At 44.1% G+C, this 21,607-nt stretch carries 22 protein-coding genes; 2 read left to right on the forward strand and 20 right to left on the reverse strand.

Annotated elements, in window-relative coordinates:
• Positions 1-9 precede the first annotated feature (9 nt).
• The 8 genes from BFW96_RS11890 to rpsU all read right to left on the reverse strand — a co-directional run bounded on the left by BFW96_RS11890 (position 10) and on the right by rpsU (position 6,058).
• The gene (locus tag BFW96_RS11890) at positions 10-969 is read right to left on the reverse strand and encodes a PhoH family protein (RefSeq protein WP_014477373.1); all 960 of its coding nucleotides are present in this window, start codon (positions 967-969) and stop codon (positions 10-12) included.
• On the reverse strand, positions 966-2,162 hold the full coding sequence (yqfD, locus tag BFW96_RS11895) for a sporulation protein YqfD (RefSeq protein ID WP_069839509.1): 1,197 nt from the start codon (positions 2,160-2,162) through the stop codon (positions 966-968). Before yqfD ends, BFW96_RS11890 begins: the two co-directional genes overlap by 4 nt.
• A gap of 18 nt (positions 2,163-2,180) precedes the next feature.
• Positions 2,181-2,462, reverse strand: a complete 282-nt coding sequence (gene yqfC / locus BFW96_RS11900; protein WP_003237082.1) for a sporulation protein YqfC — start codon at positions 2,460-2,462, stop codon at positions 2,181-2,183.
• 56 nt (positions 2,463-2,518) lie between these two features.
• Positions 2,519-2,938: a hypothetical protein gene (locus tag BFW96_RS11905; protein ID WP_040082590.1), complete on the reverse strand. Its 420-nt coding sequence runs from the start codon at positions 2,936-2,938 to the stop codon at positions 2,519-2,521.
• Between the two features lie 24 nt (positions 2,939-2,962).
• A complete protein-coding gene (gene floA / locus BFW96_RS11910; protein ID WP_014664652.1) occupies positions 2,963-3,958 on the reverse strand; it encodes a flotillin-like protein FloA in 996 nt (331 codons plus the stop codon).
• Between the two features lie 21 nt (positions 3,959-3,979).
• Positions 3,980-5,293, reverse strand: a complete 1,314-nt coding sequence (locus BFW96_RS11915) for an NfeD family protein (protein ID WP_069839510.1) — start codon at positions 5,291-5,293, stop codon at positions 3,980-3,982.
• A gap of 130 nt (positions 5,294-5,423) precedes the next feature.
• Complete coding sequence (locus tag BFW96_RS11920) at positions 5,424-5,870, reverse strand: GatB/YqeY domain-containing protein (RefSeq protein ID WP_003230022.1); 447 nt, start codon at positions 5,868-5,870, stop codon at positions 5,424-5,426.
• Between the two features lie 14 nt (positions 5,871-5,884).
• Positions 5,885-6,058 carry a 30S ribosomal protein S21 gene (gene rpsU, locus BFW96_RS11925; protein ID WP_003152957.1) on the reverse strand — a complete coding sequence of 58 codons (174 nt, stop codon included), beginning with the start codon at positions 6,056-6,058 and terminating at the stop codon, positions 5,885-5,887.
• Between the two features lie 172 nt (positions 6,059-6,230).
• Between rpsU and BFW96_RS11930 the strand changes: the two genes are divergently transcribed.
• Entirely contained in the window at positions 6,231-7,154 is a 924-nt protein-coding gene (locus BFW96_RS11930; protein ID WP_069839511.1) for a Na/Pi symporter, read from the forward strand.
• A 40-nt stretch (positions 7,155-7,194) separates the two neighbouring features.
• Here the strand turns inward: BFW96_RS11930 and mtaB are convergent, their stop codons facing one another.
• The 12 genes from mtaB to gpr all read right to left on the reverse strand — a co-directional run bounded on the left by mtaB (position 7,195) and on the right by gpr (position 21,129).
• The gene (gene mtaB, locus BFW96_RS11935) at positions 7,195-8,550 is read right to left on the reverse strand and encodes a tRNA (N(6)-L-threonylcarbamoyladenosine(37)-C(2))-methylthiotransferase MtaB (protein ID WP_069839512.1); all 1,356 of its coding nucleotides are present in this window, start codon (positions 8,548-8,550) and stop codon (positions 7,195-7,197) included.
• Complete coding sequence (locus tag BFW96_RS11940) at positions 8,550-9,320, reverse strand: 16S rRNA (uracil(1498)-N(3))-methyltransferase (RefSeq protein ID WP_069839513.1); 771 nt, start codon at positions 9,318-9,320, stop codon at positions 8,550-8,552. Before BFW96_RS11940 ends, mtaB begins: the two co-directional genes overlap by 1 nt.
• A gap of 22 nt (positions 9,321-9,342) precedes the next feature.
• Positions 9,343-10,278, reverse strand: a complete 936-nt coding sequence (prmA, locus tag BFW96_RS11945; protein WP_004398884.1) for a 50S ribosomal protein L11 methyltransferase — start codon at positions 10,276-10,278, stop codon at positions 9,343-9,345.
• A gap of 24 nt (positions 10,279-10,302) precedes the next feature.
• Positions 10,303-11,430, reverse strand: a complete 1,128-nt coding sequence (gene dnaJ, locus BFW96_RS11950; protein ID WP_069839514.1) for a molecular chaperone DnaJ — start codon at positions 11,428-11,430, stop codon at positions 10,303-10,305.
• Positions 11,431-11,629: 199 nt separating this feature from the next.
• A complete protein-coding gene (gene dnaK, locus BFW96_RS11955) occupies positions 11,630-13,465 on the reverse strand; it encodes a molecular chaperone DnaK (protein WP_069839515.1) in 1,836 nt (611 codons plus the stop codon).
• 23 nt (positions 13,466-13,488) lie between these two features.
• Positions 13,489-14,052, reverse strand: a complete 564-nt coding sequence (grpE, locus tag BFW96_RS11960) for a nucleotide exchange factor GrpE (RefSeq protein ID WP_014664659.1) — start codon at positions 14,050-14,052, stop codon at positions 13,489-13,491.
• A gap of 71 nt (positions 14,053-14,123) precedes the next feature.
• Entirely contained in the window at positions 14,124-15,155 is a 1,032-nt protein-coding gene (hrcA, locus tag BFW96_RS11965) for a heat-inducible transcriptional repressor HrcA (RefSeq protein ID WP_040082581.1), read from the reverse strand.
• An 80-nt stretch (positions 15,156-15,235) separates the two neighbouring features.
• On the reverse strand, positions 15,236-16,375 hold the full coding sequence (gene hemW, locus BFW96_RS11970) for a radical SAM family heme chaperone HemW (protein WP_040082580.1): 1,140 nt from the start codon (positions 16,373-16,375) through the stop codon (positions 15,236-15,238).
• A 55-nt stretch (positions 16,376-16,430) separates the two neighbouring features.
• On the reverse strand, positions 16,431-18,266 hold the full coding sequence (gene lepA / locus BFW96_RS11975; protein WP_069839516.1) for a translation elongation factor 4: 1,836 nt from the start codon (positions 18,264-18,266) through the stop codon (positions 16,431-16,433).
• 133 nt (positions 18,267-18,399) lie between these two features.
• The gene (locus BFW96_RS11980) at positions 18,400-18,738 is read right to left on the reverse strand and encodes a YqxA family protein (protein ID WP_014664663.1); all 339 of its coding nucleotides are present in this window, start codon (positions 18,736-18,738) and stop codon (positions 18,400-18,402) included.
• Between the two features lie 16 nt (positions 18,739-18,754).
• Positions 18,755-19,960: a spore autolysin SpoIIP gene (spoIIP, locus tag BFW96_RS11985; protein ID WP_069839517.1), complete on the reverse strand. Its 1,206-nt coding sequence runs from the start codon at positions 19,958-19,960 to the stop codon at positions 18,755-18,757.
• Positions 19,961-20,022: 62 nt separating this feature from the next.
• Positions 20,023-21,129: a GPR endopeptidase gene (gpr, locus tag BFW96_RS11990; protein ID WP_069839518.1), complete on the reverse strand. Its 1,107-nt coding sequence runs from the start codon at positions 21,127-21,129 to the stop codon at positions 20,023-20,025.
• Between the two features lie 203 nt (positions 21,130-21,332).
• Between gpr and rpsT the strand changes: the two genes are divergently transcribed.
• Positions 21,333-21,599, forward strand: coding sequence for a 30S ribosomal protein S20 (rpsT, locus tag BFW96_RS11995; RefSeq protein ID WP_003229989.1), 267 nt, complete (start codon positions 21,333-21,335; stop codon positions 21,597-21,599).
• The last annotated feature ends 8 nt before the right edge of the window (positions 21,600-21,607 follow it).

Genomic DNA, 21,607 nt, shown 5'->3' on the forward strand with positions numbered 1-21,607 from the left:
CATTCAGCATTAATTTTGCTTATCGTATGCTTCAATAATTTTCGCAACAAGCGGATGTCTGACCACGTCTGTCTGGTCTAGCTCAATCATAGAAATGCCGTCTATTCCTTTCAGCATCTCCTTCGCTACTGCAAGTCCCGATTTGACGCCTTTCGGCAGGTCAATTTGGCTAACGTCACCTGTAATGATCATTTTAGAGCCAAAACCCAGTCTCGTCAAAAACATTTTCATTTGAGCAGGCGTGGTATTCTGTGCTTCATCAAGTATAACATAAGCATCATCGAGCGTCCGTCCCCTCATATATGCAAGCGGAGCAATTTCAATGATGCCTCTTTCCATCAGACGTTCTGTATGATCTGCCCCAAGCACATCATGGAGAGCGTCATACAGCGGGCGCAAATAAGGATCTACTTTTTCTTTTAGGTCACCTGGGAGAAAACCGAGGCTTTCACCGGCTTCCACGGCAGGCCTTGTTAAAATGATTTTTTTAATATGTCCGTTTTTTAAAGCATGGACTGCTTTTACGACAGCCAGGTACGTTTTCCCGGTTCCCGCCGGGCCAATGCCGAATACAAGGTCATTCCGCTTCATAGCGGCCACGTATTCCCGCTGTCCCATTGTTTTTACACGGATTGATTTGCCTTTTGCGTTTTTTGTAATTTCTTCTTCATACATGCTTTCAAAGTATTCAAGTTCATTCTTCTTTGCCATTTTGATGGCGTAAATCACATCACGTTCAGAGATCTCTATCCCCTTGCGAATTAAAGCGAGGAGTGATCCCAGCAGCCTGTCTGCAATCTGAAACGATTCATCATCGCCTGAAACATAAATCGTTTCGCCGCGCGTAATGATATTTACATTCAGATCTTTCTCCATCAATTTCAAAAAAGAATCTTGGTTCCCGAAGAGTGAAAGCGCCTCGTCCGGGTTTTTCAGTTTTTGATTCATCGCAAGTAAATGTTCTGTCATTCTTCAGTCTCCCTGACAATAGGTGTGGTTTGAACGATATCTTCTATAACTTGGTAGAGAATAATCAACTTTACTTTACCATTCTCAACAGTCTGGTGCAAAACTTTTTCACTTTTCACCTCGCCGTTTTCGCCTATTTTATCCTCTACATCCTGTTTACCCAATTTAATGCCTTCTTGAACTGCTTCTTCTTTTGTATATTTTCGCAAAGCCTCTTCACTTTCTCTTGTTTGCTCTTTGACATAGGATACAGGGAGATTAAATCCGAGAAAATGAAGCGAGTGCTTTTCTTGTTCTGTTTTTGGATGCTTCAATTCCTCTTTTTTAAACGTCATCCCCCAGATCGGGATTGCCAACGAGCCAAAAGAAAGCTTGTGCTTTGTCCTTACTTTGCCCGTATAGACGTTAAATAATGTTTCAAGCGGAACTGTCACTTCTGATCTATACCAGGTTTCTCCGTAAATTTCTGCTTTTGAGGCGACTTCCTGCTGATGGTCTTCACTGCCGATCAGCCCAGAAACAAGCAGCTGTCCCTTTTCAACATGGTCGTGTATGGCGGCCATGGGCTGTCCTTTTTGCACAAACATTCTCGTAATGGTTGCTTTCTTTTTGGCGACAATATTGCGCGGGCTAACATACTTTTCTTTTTCGGGCTCATTTTTCTCCACAACTTTCATGTGAATGGTCGTCCCCTTCAGATCAACGCCGACCCAGGTGATATTGTCTATTCCATTGGTTAATGATTTCTGTATTTTTTCGGGCGACATCATTAAAAACTGCAGCCGGCCCTTTTTGACGCCGATTTCATTAAGATGCTGCCTCATTTGATGCTCTGTTTCAGGCTTAGCGCCTGTCACATCAATTTTCCACACCATATTGGAAAGCAAAAACAAAAGGATGAAAAAAATCGCAAAACCGATCGTAAACCCTATATTCAGCTTTGATTTCAGCAACAGGAAGGGAAAACCCTTCCGATTGATAAATCGGGCTTTACATTTAAATTTACTTCTCACCCGCCGAAAGGCATGTACATCCTGAAGCTGTATATATAACGATACGGCTTCTTTCTTTTTTTTGACATGAAAGACTGGAATCCCCTGTCTTGTGCATTCATTAAGGAGCCGCTCAATCCCTCTTCCCGTCAATTCAAGCTGGACCTTACCCGAAAAAAAAGACAGCCATTTATTTTTCACAACATTTCCCCCTCGGCTTTATGACTCAACATATCGAACGACATCAATCGTACCCTCCAAAAGTATTTCTTCCGGAAGAATCGCCTTGATGACAAAATTTTTACCAGATATGATGCACTGGCCCTGCTTCAGCATCAGCCTCACTTCATTCTCGCTGAAAAGCAAAAGGCCTCTGTGGTTTTCTATGTAGATATGAAGTCTGCCAACCATTGTAATCCTCGGCAGATCCATCATAACGTCCGGGGGAATTTCCAATGCTCTTGTCAGCCAAGCTTTCACACGATTCTTTCTTTGCCCCATACAAAAAGAACCCCCTTTCATCTCATATGTATGATTTGAAAGGAGGTTCTAACACTTTAATTTTTACGGGCCGGGCGCATCGTATGATGAGGTTTTTTCGCCCTTGGAGGCCCGAATACCTCTCCTAGAACGATCCCCTGTACCACGGTGTCTTTATTCACCTGGAGCATTTTTTGTTTTGTGTATACCGCTTTTTGTTTGGCAGCAGTAAGATCTCGTTCCAGCCCTTTCAGATTTCTTTCTGTTTCCCTGCGTCTTTCTTCCGCTTCCCGTCTTGCCTGTTCCATGCGGTTAGGGATAGGTGCAGGAGCTTCTTCTTTTGACTGCTTCTTTTGAGGGGAAGCAGTTTGCACCTGTTGAGGTATTTTTCTTTTTTGGCTGTTTTGCTTTTCTTCTTTGCTCTTTTTGCCGAAAATCGCAGAAATAATTCCGATGATCGCTGCAATAATAAGCGGATTTGTCAGTAGATCTTCCATCAGCGTTCTCCCTTCTTAGAGAGATTATGATTTGCGGTCTTCATCCGACGGGTCTTTCGTCAGCTTGCCGAATGAATCACGCATATCTGTGTCAGCATCAATGTTCTTGATATTCATGTAATCCATGACGCCAATATTCCCTTCACGCAAGGCTTCCGCCATCGCAAGCGGCACTTCCGCCTCGGCTTCTACCACTTTCGCGCGCATTTCTTCTACGCGGGCGCGCATTTCCTGTTCTTGAGCGACAGCCATTGCACGTCGTTCTTCCGCTTTTGCCTGCGCGATGTTTTTATCAGCCTCGGCCTGATCAGTTTGTAAAATCGCACCGATGTTTTTACCGATGTCAACATCAGCAATATCAATCGAGAGAATTTCAAATGCCGTTCCTGAGTCCAATCCTTTTCCTAGTACCGTCTGAGAAATCATGTCGGGGTTTTCAAGCACTTTTTTGTGATTTTCGGATGAACCGATTGTAGAGACGATCCCTTCACCGACACGGGCAACAATGGTTTCTTCCCCCGCTCCCCCGACGAGACGTTCGATATTCGCTCTTACTGTGATTCTCGCTTTCGCTTTCACTTCAATACCGTCCATGGCCACACCGGCAATGAACGGCGTTTCAATGACCTTAGGATTAACGCTCATTTGAACAGCTTCCAATACATCCCGGCCGGCAAGATCAATGGCAGCACAGCGCTCGAATGTGAGTTCAATGTTAGCTCGCTGGGCGGCGATAAGCGCGTTGACAACTCTGTCAACATTACCTCCGGCCAGATAGTGGCTTTCTAGCTGGTTTGTTCCAACATTCAGTCCTGCTTTATGCGCTTTAATCAGCGGGTTAACAACCCGGTTCGGTATGACGCGGCGAAGCCTCATCCCAACCAGGGTGAAAATGCTGATTTTCACTCCGGCTGCTAAAGCTGAAATCCAAAGCATTACAGGCACAAATGTAAAAAATACAGCCAAAACAATGATCGCGACTGCGACAATTGCCAGAATCATAAATGTTGACGGATCCATATAACTTCTCCTCGTTTCTATTTAAATTTCTCTCACGACAATACGTGAGCCTTCTACTTTAATCACTTTTACTTTCTTATCTTTTTCTGTAAACGATCCCTCCGAAACAACGTCAAGGCGTTCATCGTCAATAATGACGGTACCGGAAGGACGCAGCGGTGTAGAGGTTATACCCACCTTTCCCATTAGGTCCGTGCGCGTTTGATTTGATACGTAGCCGCTCTCCGTATTTGTAGAATCATTTAATATCAATTTTCTAAAGAATTTCATACGCTTTCCCAACACCCTTGTCAGTAAAATAAAAGCTGTAATTGAAACAGCTGTGGCGATCAAGAGAGAAACCGCCATGACAGTGAAGCTTCCCGCGGCTAAAAACAGGCTCACAATAATCGACCCCAAGCCAAGTAAACCAATGATTCCTCCAGGAAGGAAAATCTCAAGCAGGATGAGGATCACCCCTGCGATAAAGAGGAGAACCGTCTCATACCCGGCAAGGCCTGCTGCGAGATGACCGTAGAAAAACAGCAATAACGCAATAAATCCAGCCGTTCCAGGGAGACCGACACCCGGGGAAAAAAGCTCTACTGTCAGACCTAAAAAAGCGATAGTCAGCAGAATGGGGACAATGACCGGGCTCGTCAGCCATCTTGCTGTTTTTTCAGCAAAGCTTTCCTTTGCATAGCTGATCTGCGCTTTTTCGAACCCAAGCTTCTTTACGAGCGCGGATACATTGTCAGCAGTGCCTTCTGAATAGCCTACCTCCATCGCCTTGTCTGCGTTAAGTGTCAGCAGATCTCCCTTAGGCGCGCCGACTTCCTTGGCATCTATATCCGGGTCAGCCATTGCGAGCGCATATTTTGGATCGCGATTATTTTTCACTGCGGCATCTTCCATCTCTGCCAGCCAAAGTGATTCAGCTTTTTGGTCAGCGGCATTGCCTTGGCCATCAATAATCGCGGCGGCTCCCATTTTTCCGCCAGGCGGCATATAAATGTGATCGGCTTGCAGCGCAATGTATGCACCAGCAGACAACGCGCGTTTGTTTACATATGCAGTTACGGGGATCTCGCTTTCGGTGATCACATCCGCCATATCAATAGCAGATTTGACTAATCCCCCCGGTGTATTGATATCAAGAATAATGTGGGCTGCATGTGCATCCTTTGCATCTTGTAACGAACGGGACAAAAACGAGGCGAGACCCTGTTCGACATTTTTCTCAACCGGGATCACATATACAGTTTGTTTTTCTGCTTTTGCGTTCAGCTGTACGCCAAATAAAGAAAGTAAAAATATACTCAAAAGAACAGCACGGAATCCTTTGATTTGAAGCAAGGGCTGTGTATCCCTCCTTCCTTTTATAATAAGTGCCTTCTCTTCATACGTAACAAATGTATCAAAGGTTTCATTTTTTTATGTATAAAAAAAGACATCTCTCTTAGAAAGATGTCCTTTTCTTTGCCATTTAAGACAGTTGACTGCTCACAAGCTTATTAATTAAACTTCCGTCAGCTTTACCTTTTACTTTAGGCATAATTGCCCCCATCACTTTGCCCATGTCCGCTTTTGAGCTCGCACCGACCTCTGCGATGGTTTCATTTACGATTGTACGCAGCTCTTCTTCTGACAGCTGCTCAGGTAAATAAACTTCTAAAATGTCCAGCTCTTTTTGAACTTTATCTACTAAATCTAAACGATTAGCGTTTGAAAATTCCTGGAGGGAGTCTTTACGTTGCTTAAGTTCACGAGAAAGGACAGTGAGTTCCTCATCCTCGGTCAAACTGTCTTTCTTAAGCTTAATTGCTTCATTTTGAAGTGAAGCCTTAACCATTCGAACGACAGTCAGTTTGTCTTTCTCACGGTTTTTCATATACAGCTTCATATCCTGGTTGAGACGCTCAAGAAGACTCATAAATCCACCCTCTTTTAGAATTTGCGTTTTCTAGCAGCTTCAGACTTTTTCTTGCGCTTTACGCTAGGCTTTTCATAAAATTCACGCTTTCTTGCTTCTTGCAAAGTACCTGTCTTTGATACACTGCGTTTGAAGCGACGAAGAGCATCTTCAAGCGATTCGTTTTTTCTAACGACCGTTTTTGACATTCTCTTTCCCTCCCTCCGAATACACCAATCGACTACCTTTAAGTTACACATATAAACATGTACTTTGACATTATAATATAAGCCATCAGTCAGGTCAACTAAGTGAGTTCACTTTTCCGTCATGAGTGAGACTGCCTGTCTATATAATGATGGAAAGGGGTTGGTGAATAGGATGTTGATTCTGATCAGTTTTACAGCTCTTATATTATTCTTTCTCGCAGGCATGAATATGCTTCGAAAAGGCTTAATATCGATGGCGTACTCAAAAATTGAAGACCGTTTGCTATTATTTACGGACCACCCGCTAAAAGCGTTTCTTATCAGCATTGTATTTACGGGGATACTTCAGAGCAGTTCAGCCTTTATGGTCATTGTCATCGGCTTTGTCAGTGCGGGCGTTCTTTCTTTTAAGCGGACGATACCGATGATTCTGGGGACAAATGTTGGCTCTACTTTTACAACTGAATTTATTGCCATAAAAATGGATATTTTGATTTGGGTTCTTTTAATAGGCGGTTTATTGTTTTTTCTGACTGGCAGGTATCCTTTAAAACAGCTGGGAACAAGCTTCCTCGGATTGGGCATCATCTTCTTTTGCATCAGTGGATTCAGCCACCTTGCCGGGCCGCTGACAAAGCTGAAAACGGGAGCCGACGTTTTATACCACGTTAACGATTCAAACTGGTCAGCTTTGCTCATCGGAATGGTGTTAACTGCCATCATTCATTCCAGCTCTGTCTGTATCGGTATTTTAATGAGTTTTATGAATGAAGGGATTATCGGGCTGACACAGGCGATGAGCGTCGTGCTCGGATCAAATATCGGGACATGCATTACAGCTGTCATGGCGGCTGTATCCGGCGGATATGCGGCGAAACAGACAGCGTATGCCCATGTGGTGTTTAATGTGCTAGGCGTGGCTCTAGTATTGCCTTTTCTGACCGCAGCGACTGGCTTTGTAGAACAGTTATCACCCGATCCCGCACAAAGGATCGCGCATTTCAGCCTTTTATTTAATGTGGTGACAGCCCTTTTATTTCTTCCGCTTACAAACTTGTTTTACCGCTTCATTCACTTCCTTATCCCAGCTAAATAAAAAAACCGGTACATGTCATGTAAATGCACCGGTTTTTAGGTTAAGAAGACAAACGCATATGTTCCGTTATTTCGTCCTCAACAACACGGACAAATTGGCCTTCATTGTAAGGATAGCCTGCTTTTAGAATTTTGACTTTCACGATTTTGCCGATCATATCTTCCGTTCCTTTGAAAACAACCTTCATATAGTTGTCTGTGTAACCGACAAACATGTTCTCTTCTTCTGTTTCCTTAAACGCTTCTTCAGGAATGATTTCAAGCACTTCATTTTCATACTGAGATGCGTATTCCTTCGCAAGCTGGTCAGAAAGAGCAATCAGGCGATGCACACGTTCATTTTTGACGTTTTCATCCACTTGATCTTCCATTCGCGCAGCCGGCGTTCCTGTACGTTTGCTGTAAGGGAAAACATGCAGTTCAGAGAATTGATGTTCTTTAATAAAGTTATAGGTTTCCATAAATTCTTCTTCTGTTTCGCCAGGGAACCCTACAATGACATCAGAAGTAACAGCTAAGCCCGGCAGTGCTTTTTTCAGTTTGTTTAAACGGTCAGCAAAAAACTCCATCGTATATTTACGTCTCATCCGTTTAAGCACTGTGTTAGATCCCGATTGGATAGGAATATGCAAATGGTTCACAATCTTATCTGAGCGGTCTAAAACCTCGATCACTTCGTCTGTGATTTGGCTGGCTTCGATTGAAGAAATTCTGATCCGTTTCACGCCTTCAACACGTGTGTCTAATTCGCTCAAAAGCTTAGCGAAGTTGTAATCTTTCATATCTTCGCCGTAACCGCCCGTGTGAATACCTGTAAGAACAATTTCTTTATAGCCCGCATTGACAAGCTGCTGCGCTTGTTTAATGACTTCTTCAGGGTCGCGGGAGCGTAGCAGGCCGCGCGCCCACGGAATGATACAGAATGTGCAGAAATTATTGCAGCCCTCTTGTATTTTCAATGACGCTCTTGTCCGGTCCGTGAAAGCAGGCACATCGAGCTCTTCATATACTCTTGCTTTCATGATGTTGCTGACGCCGTTAATCGGCTGGCGTTCTTCACGGTATTGGTCAATGTAGCCAAGCATTTTTTCACGGTCCTGTGTTCCAACTACAATATCGACACCAGGGATCGCCATAATCTCAGCAGGTGAGGTTTGCGCGTAGCAGCCTGTGACACAGATGACACCGTCAGGATTTTGACGAATGGCGCGTCTGATCACTTGGCGGCTTTTTTTATCTCCAGTATTAGTTACTGTACATGTATTAATGACATATACATCAGCTGTTTGTTCAAAGTCTCTTCTTTCATAGCCCGCTTCTTTGAAAAGCTGCCAGATTGCTTCTGTTTCATAATGGTTGACTTTACAGCCAAGCGTATGGAAAGCAACAGTTGCCATTACTGATCACCTCTTAATAACTCTGTTTGATAAGAAATCGCACTCAACGCATATAGCGGAGCGGTTTCTGTCCTTAAAATTCTCGGTCCAAGGCCGCACGGCACACCGTCTTTTTCAGTGAGCCGTTCAACCTCCGCTTCTGTTAAACCGCCTTCGGGACCAAATACGATCAAAAGAGATGATCCTTTCGGAAGGCTGCTTACAACCGCGCTGAATGCGCTTATTTCCCCTTGCTTCGATGACTCCTCGTATGCAACGACACATTTATCGAAATCCTGCATCCTTTGAAGAAGCTGCTGAAAAGAATGGACATCCATCACTTGCGGCACTTCGTTACGGTACGATTGTTCAGCCGCTTCCTTCGCAATTTTCGTCCATCTTTCCCGCTTTTTCTTCGCCTTTTTGTCATCCAGCTTGACAACAGAACGCGCGGCTTGGAAGGGAATAAAGGCATGGGCTCCGAGCTCAGTCCCCTTTTGGATAATCCATTCAAGCTTATCTCCTTTCGGGAGGCCGCTCGCAATATAGATCTTTATCGGAAGCTCTCTGTTTTCATTCGTCCATTCTATCACAAGGCAGGACACTTTATCTTTGGAAACAGATTGAAGTTCACATTTTGCCTCGAAGCCGTCTTGAGAGCAGCAGATGATCTGATCTCCCTCATTCATTCTCATCACGTTTACAATATGATGAACATCTTCGCCGGTAATCGAAAAAGCCGGCGCTTCCTCTATTTGCTGCTTCGTGAGCTCGATAAAATATCGTTGCATACGCTGTGACACCTACTAACTGTTATTTTTTCGCAATAATGCTGACCCAATCTTCCATTGAAAGGATTTCTACAATGGTGAAGCCAGCTTGTTCCAATGCTTCTTTTACTTCTTGTTTTTTATGGCCGATGATACCTGACGTAATAAAATGTCCGCCTTCTTTTAACAGGCTGTACGCTTGTGAAGTAAAGCGAAGAATGACTTCAGCCAAAATGTTGGCCACAATCACATCATGTTCACCTTCAATCCCGTCTAACAAGTTGTTTTGCTTCACTTGTGCAATATCGCTCACTTTGTTCAGCTTAAGATTGAGGCGTGCACTTTCTACAGCTACAGGGTCAAGATCGTAGGCATGAACCGATTCAGCCTCAAGCATTGCAGCCGCAATACTTAAAATTCCGGAACCTGTACCAACATCAATCACCTTATCACCCTTTTGCACAAAGCGTTCAAGCGCCTGAATGCAGAGCACGGTTGTTGGATGTGTCCCTGTGCCGAAAGCCATTCCCGGGTCCATTTCAATAATCAGTTCATCAGTATGGACCGGCGTATATTCCTCCCACGTCGGCACAATTGTAAACTTTTCAGAAATTTTCACAGGATGATAATACTTTTTCCAGGCAGTCGCCCACTCTTCTTCATTTACTTCAGAAATAGTGATGTGGTTTCTGCCCAAATCAATATTGTAAAGAAGGAGATTATTAATCGTTTCTTTAATGCCGTCTACAGTTTCGCCCAGAAAACTGTTAACCGGCAGATATGCTTTGACAATGACACCCTCATCTGGGTAATCATTGGGGTCGAGCTGGTAGATTTCCCCGTACACATTCTCACGTTCTTTAATTAAATCAAGCGGGTCCTCTATCACAACCCCACTTGCACCAGCTTCATGCAATATATTTGAGATAGGTTCAACCGCTTCATGTGTTGTGTGAATGCTTAATTCGGACCATTTCAAAACTACCAACTCCTCATCCAATAATTAATCGCCTTTAAACGCGCGTTTTACCTTGTCAAAGAAACTCATTTCCTGTTCGTCAGGCAGGTTTCCGCTGACTTCGGCAAATTCGCGGATAATGTCTTTTTGTTTATCTGTCAGGTTTGTCGGCGTAACGACGCGGACGACGATATGCTGGTCACCCTGTCCATAGCCCCTGACATTTTGAACGCCTTTTCCTCTTAATCTGAATTTCGTTCCTGTTTGTGTACCGGCTGGAATTTTCAATTTCACTTTTCCATGCAGCGTCGGAACTTCTACCTCATCTCCAAGAGCAGCCTGAGCAAACGTTAACGGCATTTCACAGTAAATATCATCGCCATCACGCTCGAAGAACTCGTGTGCCCGTACATGGAACACGACAAATAAATCCCCGGCAGGGCCGCCGTTTACTCCTGGTTCACCCTGTCCCGAGAGACGAAGCTGCTGTCCGTCATCTACACCGGCTGGAATTGTCACGTTGATTTTTTTGCGTTTTTTGATTTTTCCTTTGCCGCCGCAATCCGCACATTTGTCTTTAATAATTTTGCCCGTACCTTCACAGTGGTGGCAGACCCGTCTGTTCACGACTTTTCCAAACGGCGTATTTTGCTCCACGTTTAACTGGCCGGAGCCTCCGCAGTGGGAGCACGTTTCCGGGTTTGTTCCAGGTTTCGCACCTGAGCCTTTACATGTGTCGCACGTTTCCTCGCGCGGAATTTCAATCGTTGTTTCTTTACCGAAAGCGGCATCCTCAAACGACAAGGTCATCGTGTATTGCAAATCGGCACCTTGGCGTGGTGCGTTTGGATCTCTTCGTCTTGTGCCTCCGCCGAAAATACTTGAAAAAATATCATCGAAACCAAAACCGCCGAAATCGCCGCCGCCAAAACCACCGCCGCCGAAGCCTTGGTTAGGATCAGTGTGCCCAAATTGGTCGTAATGCGCACGTTTTTGGTCATCTGACAGCGTTTCGTACGCTTCTTTTACCTCTTTAAATTTTTCATCTGATCCGGCTTCTTTGTTAATATCAGGATGATATTTTTTTGACAGCTTCCGATAAGCTTTTTTAATTTCATCCTTTGAAGCGCTCTTACTTACTCCCAGCACTTCATAGTAATCACGCTTACTCATCTCGCTTCACTCTCCCGAATTTCTCACATAAATTAGATTGTATCATTTTGAATTATGATTTTTCAATTCCTTTTATCCCGGGCAAGAAAAAAAGTCAAAGCCAAGAGATGCCTGACTTTGACTTTCTAATCATTGAATCAGATTATGAAATGTGTTCTTTTCTGTCAGCCCCGGTAGCGGGACTGACTTTAAAAAGAATTTATTTTTTGTTTTGGTCGTCGTTTACTTCTTCGTATTCAGCGTCGACAACGTTGTCATCCGCTTTGCCTTCAGCGTTTGCTCCGCCTTGAGCTTGCTGTGCTTTAGCAGCTTCTTCATAAAGCTTCATAGAAAGCTCTTGGACGATTGTTTGAAGCTCATCTTTTTTCGCTTTGATCTCTTCAAATTCGTTTTTCTCAATCGCCGCTTTTAAAGCGTCTTTGGCATCATTGGCTTTTTTCACTTGTTCTTCGTCCACTTTGCCTTCAAGATCTTTTAATGTTTTCTCAGTTTGGAAAACAAGCTGATCTGCTTCGTTGCGGACTTCGATTTCTTCTTTTTTCTTCGCATCAGCGTCAGCATTTTCTTCCGCTTCTTTTACCATTCGTTCGATCTCATCATCAGAAAGACCTGAAGAAGATTTGATTGTAATATTTTGTTCTTTTCCTGTGCCTAAGTCTTTCGCTCTTACGTTTACGATACCGTTTTTGTCAATATCGAAAGAAACTTCGATTTGCGGTACGCCGCGCGGTGCTGGCGGGATATCAGTAAGCTGGAAGCGGCCGAGTGTTTTGTTGTCGGCAGACATTGGGCGCTCACCTTGCAGAACATGGATATCAACAGCTGTTTGGTTATCAGCAGCAGTTGAGAACACTTGAGATTTGCTTGTCGGGATCGTCGTATTGCGGTCGATCAGTTTTGTGAACACGCCGCCCATTGTTTCGATACCGAGAGAAAGCGGTGTAACGTCAAGAAGAACCACGTCTTTTACGTCACCTGTGATAACGCCGCCCTGAATCGCAGCACCAAGCGCTACAACTTCATCCGGGTTTACGCCTTTATGTGCTTCTTTTCCGGTTTCTTTTTTGATTGCTTCTTGTACGGCAGGGATACGAGTTGATCCACCGACAAGGATGACTTTGTCGATTTCGCTTGCAGAAAGCCCTGCATCTTGAAGCGCTTGACGGACAGGACCCATTGTGCGCTCTACTAAATGAGAAGAAAGCTCTTCAAATTTAGCGCGAGTTAATGTAAGTTCAAGGTGAAGCGGCCCTGCTTCTCCAGCTGTGATAAACGGTAAAGAAATTTGCGTAGAAGATACGCCGGAAAGATCTTTTTTCGCTTTTTCAGCTGCGTCTTTCAAACGTTGAAGCGCCATTTTGTCTTTTGACAGATCAATGCCGTTTTCTTTTTTGAATTCAGATACAAGGTGATCGATGATGACTTGGTCAAAATCGTCCCCGCCCAGACGGTTGTCACCGGCAGTTGAACGAACTTCGAATACACCGTCGCCAAGTTCAAGGATTGAAACGTCGAATGTACCGCCGCCAAGGTCGTATACTAGGATCGTTTGATCTTCATCTGTTTTATCAAGTCCGTATGCAAGAGCTGCTGCAGTCGGCTCGTTGATGATACGTTCTACTTCAAGACCTGCAATTTTACCAGCGTCTTTTGTCGCTTGACGCTCAGCATCGTTAAAGTAAGCAGGAACTGTGATAACTGCTTTTGATACTGTTTCGCCAAGATAGCTTTCAGCGTATGATTTAAGGTGTTGAAGGATGATAGCAGACACTTCTTGAGGAGTGTAATCTTTCCCTTCAATTTCCACTTTATAGTCAGTACCCATATGGCGTTTAACAGACATGATTGTGTTAGGGTTTGTGATAGATTGGCGTTTAGCCACTTCCCCTACTTGGCGTTCGCCGTTTTTGAATGCAACAACTGATGGCGTTGTGCGGTTTCCTTCAGCGTTAGCAATAACTTTAGGCTCGCCGCCTTCAAGCACTGCCACACATGAGTTTGTTGTTCCTAAGTCGATTCCGATAACTTTACTCACTTGAATAACCTCCTGCTATGTAATTATTGATTCACTTTGACCATGGAAGGGCGAATGACGCGATCCTTCAGCTTATAGCCTTTTTGCATTTCCTCAACAACAATGTTGGAGCCGTAATTTTCGTCTTCAGCCTGCATAACGGCTTGGTGCAGATTAGGATCAAATTCCTGCCCTACAGCTTCGATGGCTTCGACGCCTTCTTTTTTCAAGGCTTCTACGAGCTGACGGTGGACCATTTCCATTCCCTGGAGCAAACTTTTCGTCTGTTCATTGTCGGTTTCAACCTGAAGCGCTCGTTCAAAGCTGTCAAGAGCCGGCAGCAAATCAGTCACGATATTTTGAGAACGGTATTTTTGAGACGCTTCCATCTCTAAACGGCTGCGTCGTTTATAGTTTTCAAAGTCTGCTTGAACACGCAAAAGTTTGTTTTCTTTTTCCTCAAGCAAACCTTGCAATTCGTTAATTTGATTTTGAAGAAGTTCGCTTTCATTTGTTTCCTCTTGCTGTTCATCAGCAGCAGCTTGTTCTTCAATGATTTCTTGCTCTTCTGTTTCGTTTTGTTCAACGGTTTGTTTTTCTTCTGACATTGTGTTCACCTCCCTCAAAGTGTAAGGAGAAGAGCAGGCGCTGCCCTTCGATAAAATTTGCCAAAATTCCCTTATTCATCATACAGATTTGTTAATGCTTTTGACAAGTCCGAAGTCACATGCTGAAGCAGGCTGACAACCCTGGAATAATTCATGCGAGTCGGACCGATGATCGCAATTGAGCCGATCTGCTTCTGGTCAACGGAATAAGATGCCGTAATCAGACTGCAGTTTTCCATCTCTTCATAGTCGTTTTCTTTTCCGATTTTAATCGAAATTCCCGTGTGCGGGGATTGAACCAGCTTGAGAACATCCTGTTCCTTCTCAATTAATGAAAGCAGCGACCGAACTCGGGTAATATCATGGAACTCCGGCTGATTTAGCATATTGATTTTTCCGCCAAAAAACAACTTTTCGACGTGATTTGTGGAATGAAAGGTTGATCGAAGCGCATCGAGTATATTGTCATAGTTCTTAATGTGCTGTCTTAGGTACATGACAACTTCCTTAAATATGCGCTCATTCAGTTCATCCATTGGAACGCCGCTTAAACGGTCGTTCAGTATATTTACCAGTTTTTCAATATCAGACAGATCCATTTTGGTCGGAAAGTTAATCGTTTTGTTTTCCACATGCCCCGTATTGGTAACGAGAATTGCTACCGCCATATCAGGCTGAATCGGTATGATTTGAATCTGTTTAAGGTAATTCTCACTCAGCTTCGGCCCGAGTACGATGGATGTGTAATTCGTCAGATCGGACAAAATTTGCGCTGATTTTTGAACTGTCTTCTCCAGCTCGAAAATTTTCTCTTTGAAGATCGAGTGGATTTGGTCCAGGTCGCTTTTCGTCAGTTTAACGGGTGACAGCAAATGGTCAACATAGTACCGATACCCTTTTTCTGACGGAACACGCCCTGAGGATGAATGGGTTTTTTCAATAAAGCCCAATTCCTCCAAGTCAGCCATCTCGTTTCTAATTGTTGCAGAGCTAAATGTGATTTCATCTTTTTTCGAAAGAGTTCTCGATCCTACCGGCTGTGCCGATTTAATAAAATCGTTGATTATAACCTGAAGGATCAGCAGCTGACGATTTGTTAACATCATCATCACCTCTGTTAGCACTCTCAATAAGCGAGTGCTAATTCTATAACAAAAGTATCAAACCACAAGAAAAATGTCAATTATAACTCACCCAAAAAAGCGCCAAAAACTTCATTGCCTAATAATTTCCCTTGATGGGTCAAATAAACGGCAGACTCCGAATTGTGAATCAGCCCTTTTTCAGCAAGGTCTTTTAATACGTTTGGGAAAAGTCCATCCAGGGAACGGCCGTATTTTTCTGCGAATCGTTTTTTGCTGACTCCGGCTGTTTTTCTCAAACCTAAAAACATTTCTTCCTCAATCTGTTCTTCTGTTGTCACTTCATGTGTATCTCTGTACGGAAAACCCTTTTCAGCAATCAGGTCAATGTAATGCTTAACAGGTCCGACGTTCACTGTTCGTGTGCCGCCGATATATCCGTGGGCCCCTGCTCCGAAACCAAAATATTGTTCGTTGCTCCAATACGTCAGATTGTGCTTGGATTCCATGCCCGCCTTAGCAAAGTTGCTGATTTCATATTGATGAATATCGTGAGCTTCCATCCGGCTCATCACCATCTCATACATTTCAGCTTCCTGCTCCTGCGGCGGAAGATGAAGCCGCCCTTTTTGCATCAAATTATAAAATACCGTTTTCGGTTCTACAATAAGGGAGTATACGGAATAATGCTCGGCATCCAGTGATAAAGCAGTGTTTATGGAATGTTCCAGATGCTTGAGGGTTTGCCCCGGGAGCCCGAACATTAGATCAAGACTGATATTCTCAAAACCGATTTCCCGCGCTCTTTCAAAAGAGGCGAATACATCTTTTTGCTTATGCACTCGGCCGATTTTTTCTAACAGATCGTCTTCGAATGTTTGAACACCAAAGCTGAGGCGGTTTACGCCTGCTTCTTTTAATATCTTTAATTTCTCTGCGGACAAGTCGTCCGGATTCGCTTCTACCGCAAATTCCGATAAGTCGCTTGATGGCTTCAGCACGCGATTGACCATGTCCATCAGCTTTTTGAGCTGTTCCTCAGACAAGGAGGTCGGCGTGCCTCCTCCGATAAAGATCGTTTTGAGGTCTGGCTGCCCAGTTTTTGCTAATGTATTTATCATTTCCTGTTCGAGTGCGTTTAAATACTCGTCGACAGGCTGACTTTGAATAAAATATTTATTGAAATCGCAGTAGTGGCAAATATGCTCACAAAATGGAATATGGATATAAGCTGATTTCAACGGATTCACCTTCTTTACAGAAAGAAGCCGCAGTACAGGACTGCGGCGGCTTCTATTATTTTTTCGGACTGTCGTCCATTTTCAGGACCGCCATAAATGCTTCTTGCGGCACTTCAACTGAGCCGACCTGCTTCATTCGGCGTTTTCCTTCTTTTTGTTTTTCAAGAAGCTTTCGTTTCCGCGAGATGTCCCCTCCGTAACATTTAGCCAATACGTTTTTACGCATTGCTTTTATGGTAGAGCGGGCCACGATTTTCTGGCCGATCGCCGCTTGAATCGGTACTTCAAAGTGCTGGCGCGGAATAAGTTCTTTCAGTTTTTCAACGATCACTTTTCCGCGCTCATATGCGTAATCACGATGCACGATAAAGGAAAGGGCATCGATTTTTTCACCATTCAGCATAATGTCCATTTTCACAAGCTTGGACGGTTTGTAGCCGATCAGTTCATAATCAAAGGACGCATAGCCTTTAGTGCTTGATTTCAGCTGGTCAAAAAACTCATAGACGATTTCCGCTAATGGCATGTCATAGACAATGCTGACACGATTTGCGTCTAAATATTGCATATCAATGAAGTTGCCGCGTTTTCCTTGGCAAAGCTCCATTACAGCGCCGACATAGTCATTCGGCACCATCATCGTCGCTTTTACGTATGGCTCCTCAACCCGTTCGATCTTTTGAGGGTCCGGCATGTTGGAAGGGTTGTCGACAACGACCTTTTCGCCGTCTGTCATATACACGTCATAGATAACACTTGGCGCTGTCGTAATCAGGTCAATGTTGAACTCACGCTCAATACGCTCCTGAATGATCTCCATGTGGAGCATGCCTAAAAATCCGCAGCGGAACCCAAATCCAAGCGCTTGCGAAGTTTCCGCTTCATATTGAAGGGAGGAATCATTCAGCTCAAGCTTTTCAAGGGCCTCCCTTAAATCATTGTACTTCGCTGTATCAATCGGATACAAACCACAGTACACCATCGGGTTTAGCTTGCGGTATCCCGGCAGCGCTTCTTCTGCAGGATTGGCAGCGCTCGTTATTGTATCACCGACACGTGTGTCACCGACATTTTTAATTGATGCAGTCAGGAAGCCTACATCACCGACAGTCAGTTCATTTGTCGGAGTCGCTTTCGGCGTGAACACGCCGACCTCTGTTACTTCGAATTCTTTGCCGGTTGCCATCATTTTGATTTTTTGACCCGGCTTTACCGTTCCTTCTACAACTCTGATATACGCCACGACACCGCGGTAGGCATCATAAAGCGAGTCGAAAATCAGCGCTTTTAGCGGTGCCTCTGGATCTCCGGTCGGAGCGGGCACCTTTTCTACGATTTGCTCTAAAATCTCCTCAATCCCTATTCCTGCTTTTGCGGAAGCAAGCACGGCTTCTGACGCATCAAGGCCGATAACGTCTTCTACCTCTTGGCGTACGCGTTCCGGTTCGGCGCTCGGAAGGTCGATTTTATTGATGACCGGAAGGATTTCAAGATCGTTGTCAAGCGCTAAGTAGACATTGGCGAGCGTCTGCGCTTCAATCCCCTGGGCTGCATCCACGACTAGAATCGCTCCCTCGCAGGCAGCAAGGCTTCGGGATACTTCATACGTGAAGTCGACGTGTCCCGGCGTGTCGATCAGATGAAAAATATATTCCTCTCCGTCTTTTGCTTTATATTTAAGCTGAACAGAGTTTAACTTAATGGTTATGCCCCGCTCACGTTCAAGATCCATAGAATCGAGCAATTGTTCTTTCATTTCTCGTTGAGTGATTGCCGACGTTTTTTCTAAAATACGATCCGCTAAGGTCGATTTTCCGTGGTCAATATGGGCAATGATAGAGAAATTCCGTATTCTCGACTGCCTCTCTAAACGCTTTTCTTTATCTGTCACAATCTATCACTCCTACTATTAAACGCAAAATACACTAGCTTAGATTATATCAATAGGATTGTAAAGATTCAATGTAAAACAAGAAAGAGAAAAGGTCCCCGTCATATCTGGGCTGCTTTTCTCTTCCACATACCTATTGATTCATATCCCGTATCCATTCATACATTGACTGGGCAGTATTGGTTACGGTATCCGAAAGCGCTTTTCCGGCTTTTGAGAACATATTGAATGTTTCCACCTGTTCAAGCTCTTTTTGTTTTTCTTCTAAATCTTTTGCTGTGACTGTTTCTCCTAGAATCGAGGCTTCTTTTTCATTCCCTTTTCCGTCGGTGAGCGTAAACGCCCCCTTCAGTGAAGGGTCATGATAGCCTTTCATACTCAGCATCCCGTTGTTTGCCTGCTGCATGCCAAACAGAACGCCTAAAAACATGATTGTAACAAGCAGTAAGCACTTTCCAAAGTATGCAATCAAATCAACCACCTATTTCTTATTGTTTTTTCGTCTCACCGCTCTTCGCGTTGACCTTTTCAGCATCCCAATACATTTCGCTGAATACATCCGCTGCCGCGTTAGCCGCACGCTGCAGCTCTTCGAGATTATTATCTACTCCGCCAAATTCGAGCAAAAGCGCTCTGTCGGTTAAATCTTGATTGTAAACACCGTTATCGCCTGGCGAACCTTTGGAAAAGACACCTGTACTTAGTCCAGGGTATTTTTTCTCCATCAGTTTATGAAGCTCGCTCGCAATTTTATAGTTTTCTTCGAAGTTTTTGCTTTTTTTCCCGACGACAAAGGATACCCTGGCATAGCTTTTCCCTTTAATCGTTGCGGTCGTGTCTTTTTTGCGTCGTGAGTCTCTGTGGATATCAATGATATATTGCAGATTTTTATTTGTAGTGAGAGCGTCTTTCACGACCGGTCTTGATTCATCATAAGACCTTGCATAGTTTAAGCCTTTTTTATTCAATTTCGACTGTATATCGGTTTTATTCACTGTGGCTCCGATACCTTGGGATTCAAGCGCTTTTCCGAACATATCTCCTACAAGCGTGACGTTGGCTTTAGAATGGCGCGCCATATCAGGATTAGTCTCGCCTTTTAATAGAGGGAGATATGATTCCGTATTGTGCGTATGATAGATAAACACGACCTTTTTGTCACCTGTTGTTTGTTTCGGCGGATCTTTTTGCCCATTGTCTGATTGCGACTGCTGTTTTTCAATCTCTGCCAAATTCGCTTCTCTTTCTTCTTCCATCACCTTAGACGGCGGCGGCGATTCCGCAGGCATATTCGTATAATCCGTGCCTTGTCCAGCTAATAGAATCTCGGTATCAAATTGTGCAAACCCCGGCAGCTCCCGGCCGAGAAAGCTCCGCGGATCTTCGAGGTTAATGCTCGTCGCCAGCTTTAAAGATAGACGCGAAAGATGAAATGAGCTGTCGGTTTCAGAAAGGTCAGAAGCAAAATAATGGTTTTCCATCCGCAGCAAGTGTGCAAACACGTCACCCGGCAATTCTTCAGCAATCCCATAAAAAGAGTCGGACGACGGCCTGAGTTCCGGCCGGAGAGACGTCAGCACACCGGATAGAACAAAAATCACGATAAGGCTTACGATAAATAGAAAGATGGCTTTTACCGCTTTCCCGCCATTTACCGCAACAACAATTTGTCTGTTTCTGCGTTTATTTCTCATTGAATCCCTCCAGCGCTTGTCTAGTAATTACTCTATGAACAAGCTAGAGGAAGTAGAACTGTTTAGTGATTGTAGGAGCCTTTGTTTTCTTGTGATACTTTTTCATGAAGCGCTGTGTTTAATCCGTTCGCCAAAACATTTGCCATGTCATCGATAAATGAATCGACTTCCTTCGGCGTAACCATTAAGTTGTGCCCTAAAGGCGAAAGCACCTCGTGAATAAGCTGCCGTTTTTCATCTTCATGAAGGGTTCCGACAATACCCAGAAACGATTGGCGCTGCTTTTCATCTGGAAGATCTTCTTCAGTGAGCACTTTCTTTTTCCCAAACGTCATGCCAGCTGGAACAAGTGATCTTGACGGACTGTTATCCTTCATTTCTCTGCCAAAATGTTTTAATATGTAGTCCACCGTGTCGCTGGCAATTGTCACGGCGTCAACTACTGTCGGAACACCGATAGCAATCACCGGAACACCAAGTGTGTCTTTGCTTAAATCTTTTCGTTTATTCCCCACCCCAGATCCTGGGTGAATGCCTGTATCCGATATCTGAATGGTTGTGTTGACCCTTTCCACCGCCCGTGCCGCCAATGCGTCAATAGCAATGACAAAATCAGGCTTCGATTGCTCAATCACACCTTTAATAATGTCGCTTGTCTCGATTCCTGTAATCCCCATGACACCCGGTGCAAATGCACTGACAGGCCTATACCCTTCCTGTACGTTTTCCGGCTGAAGCTTAAATAAGTGCCTTGTTACCAACAGATTTTCTACAGCCATCGGCCCAAGCGCGTCAGGTGTCACGTTCCAGTTGCCGAGCCCAACGATCAAACAGCTCGCATCTTTTGAGATATTAAGGTTTTCAAGAAAAGCCGAGAATTCCTCTGCAAAGACAGCAGAGACCTTTTCCTGCATTTCCGAATCATTCTCCCTGATTCCCTGTGCCTCCAGCGTTAAATAGCGCCCTTCTTTTTTTCCCGAAAGCTCCGCGCCTTCCTTTGTAACATCAACTGTGCGGATTTTAATGCCGCCGTGATCACGCTCTTTTTCAATAAATCCTTTAATTTCTTTTGTCGGCACAGCCTGCTGATTGGCCATTGCTTCCTTCGTTTCCACTGCCAAATCGGTACGTATCAAATACTGATTCACATCCAGCTCACTCTTTTTCATACAGGGGCCTCCTTCACATTAAGTACCTATATTGTTGCCATTTGCTGAATGAATCATGCTAAAAAGAGAGCCTTCAATGAAAAATACTTTACATTTATATTGCAATCTAAAGATGTGTTTGATAGAATACAATTTGTTCTATTGTGAAGAAGATTTAACCTTAAGACACTGTGCTACAGGTTGTATCTTAGGAGGTGAAACACATGCCAAACATTAAATCAGCGATTAAACGTACAAAAACAAACAACGAACGCCGCGTTCATAACGCGACAATCAAATCTGCTATGCGTACTGCAATCAAACAAGTTGAAGCTTCTGTTGCCAACAACGAAGCTGACAAAGCGAAAACTGCTCTTACTGAAGCAGCTAAACGTATTGATAAAGCAGTGAAAACAGGTCTTGTACACAAAAATACCGCAGCTCGATACAAATCAAGACTAGCGAAAAAAGTGAACGGACTTTCTGCATAATATAAAAA

The sequence above is a fragment of the Bacillus sp. F56 genome, assembly GCF_001748205.1.
Taxonomy (GTDB): domain Bacteria; phylum Bacillota; class Bacilli; order Bacillales; family Bacillaceae; genus Bacillus; species Bacillus stercoris.

Excerpts from the sequence above, each read along its gene's own strand:
- BFW96_RS11890 (WP_014477373.1), bottom strand. The coding sequence starts at position 969 with ATGACAGAACATTTACTTGCGATGAATCAAAAACTGAAAAACCCGGAC.
- yqfC (WP_003237082.1), bottom strand. The coding sequence starts at position 2,462 with ATGGGGCAAAGAAAGAATCGTGTGAAAGCTTGGCTGACAAGAGCATTG.
- BFW96_RS11905 (WP_040082590.1), bottom strand. The coding sequence starts at position 2,938 with ATGGAAGATCTACTGACAAATCCGCTTATTATTGCAGCGATCATCGGA.
- floA (WP_014664652.1), bottom strand. The coding sequence starts at position 3,958 with ATGGATCCGTCAACATTTATGATTCTGGCAATTGTCGCAGTCGCGATC.
- BFW96_RS11920 (WP_003230022.1), bottom strand. The coding sequence starts at position 5,870 with ATGAGTCTTCTTGAGCGTCTCAACCAGGATATGAAGCTGTATATGAAA.
- rpsU (WP_003152957.1), bottom strand. The coding sequence starts at position 6,058 with ATGTCAAAAACGGTCGTTAGAAAAAACGAATCGCTTGAAGATGCTCTT.
- BFW96_RS11930 (WP_069839511.1), top strand. The coding sequence starts at position 6,231 with ATGTTGATTCTGATCAGTTTTACAGCTCTTATATTATTCTTTCTCGCA.
- mtaB (WP_069839512.1), bottom strand. The coding sequence starts at position 8,550 with ATGGCAACTGTTGCTTTCCATACGCTTGGCTGTAAAGTCAACCATTAT.
- BFW96_RS11940 (WP_069839513.1), bottom strand. The coding sequence starts at position 9,320 with ATGCAACGATATTTTATCGAGCTCACGAAGCAGCAAATAGAGGAAGCG.
- dnaJ (WP_069839514.1), bottom strand. The coding sequence starts at position 11,430 with ATGAGTAAGCGTGATTACTATGAAGTGCTGGGAGTAAGTAAGAGCGCT.
- grpE (WP_014664659.1), bottom strand. The coding sequence starts at position 14,052 with ATGTCAGAAGAAAAACAAACCGTTGAACAAAACGAAACAGAAGAGCAA.
- hrcA (WP_040082581.1), bottom strand. The coding sequence starts at position 15,155 with ATGTTAACAAATCGTCAGCTGCTGATCCTTCAGGTTATAATCAACGAT.
- spoIIP (WP_069839517.1), bottom strand. The coding sequence starts at position 19,960 with ATGAGAAATAAACGCAGAAACAGACAAATTGTTGTTGCGGTAAATGGC.
- gpr (WP_069839518.1), bottom strand. The coding sequence starts at position 21,129 with ATGAAAAAGAGTGAGCTGGATGTGAATCAGTATTTGATACGTACCGAT.
- rpsT (WP_003229989.1), top strand. The coding sequence starts at position 21,333 with ATGCCAAACATTAAATCAGCGATTAAACGTACAAAAACAAACAACGAA.